Origin of the sequence: Novosphingobium aquae (genome assembly GCF_037572715.1) — a bacterium.
In the GTDB taxonomy this organism is placed as follows: Bacteria; Pseudomonadota; Alphaproteobacteria; order Sphingomonadales; family Sphingomonadaceae; genus Novosphingobium; species Novosphingobium aquae.
Genome location: NZ_JBBHJY010000030.1, coordinates 1 through 995 on the forward strand (window position 1 = coordinate 1; position 995 = coordinate 995).

1 protein-coding gene is annotated in these 995 nt (G+C 62.5%); it reads left to right on the forward strand.

The window, feature by feature from the left end:
- On the forward strand, nt 1-995 hold a 995-nt coding region (gene hemA, locus WG900_RS20125), incomplete at both ends, for a 5-aminolevulinate synthase (protein ID WP_339970170.1).

Here is a 995-nt window from a genome sequence, read left to right on the forward strand (position 1 = left end):
TTCGACGCCGCGATCGATCGCCTTCATTCCGAAGGCCGGTACCGGGTGTTCATCGACATCCTGCGCAACAAGGGTGCCTATCCCAACGCGCGCTGTTTTGCCGGCCACAATGGGCCGAAACCGATCACGGTATGGTGCTCGAACGACTATCTCGCCATGGGCCAGCACCCCAAAGTGATCGAAGCGATGGAAGAGGCGCTGCACAACGTCGGCGCCGGCTCTGGCGGCACCCGCAACATCGGCGGTAACACGCATTACCACGTCCAGCTTGAGGAAGAACTCGCCGACCTGCATGGCAAGGACGGTGCGCTGCTGTTCACTTCGGGCTATGTCTCGAACGATGCGACGCTGTCCACGCTGGCCAAGATCCTGCCGGGCTGCGTGATCTTTTCCGACGAACTGAACCACGCCAGCATGATCGCCGGTATCCGCAATTCGGGCGCCGAAAAGAAGGTGTTCCGGCACAACGATCTTGAGCACCTTGAGCAATTGCTCAGCGAAACCGATCCCGAAGTGCCCAAGCTGATCGCCTTCGAAAGCGTCTATTCGATGGACGGCGACATCGCCCCGATCCACGCGATCTGCGACCTGGCCGAAAAGTACAACGCGCTGACCTATATCGACGAGGTTCACGCCGTCGGCATGTACGGCCCGCGCGGCGGCGGCATCAGCGACCGTGACGAAGCGGCACACCGCATCGACATCATCGAAGGCACGCTGGGCAAGGCGTTTGGCGTGATGGGCGGCTATATTGCGGCGGACAAGAAGATCATCGACGTGATCCGCTCCTATGCGCCGGGGTTCATCTTCACCACCTCGCTCAGCCCGGTGCTGGTCGCCGGCGTGCTGGCATCCGTGCGGCACCTGAAGGCATCCAGCGTCGAGCGTGAAGGCCAGCAGGCCGCGGCGGCAACGCTCAAGCGCCTGTTCGCCGAAGCGGGCTTGCCGGTCATGCCGAGCACGACGCACATCGTGCCGCTGATGGTCGGCGATCC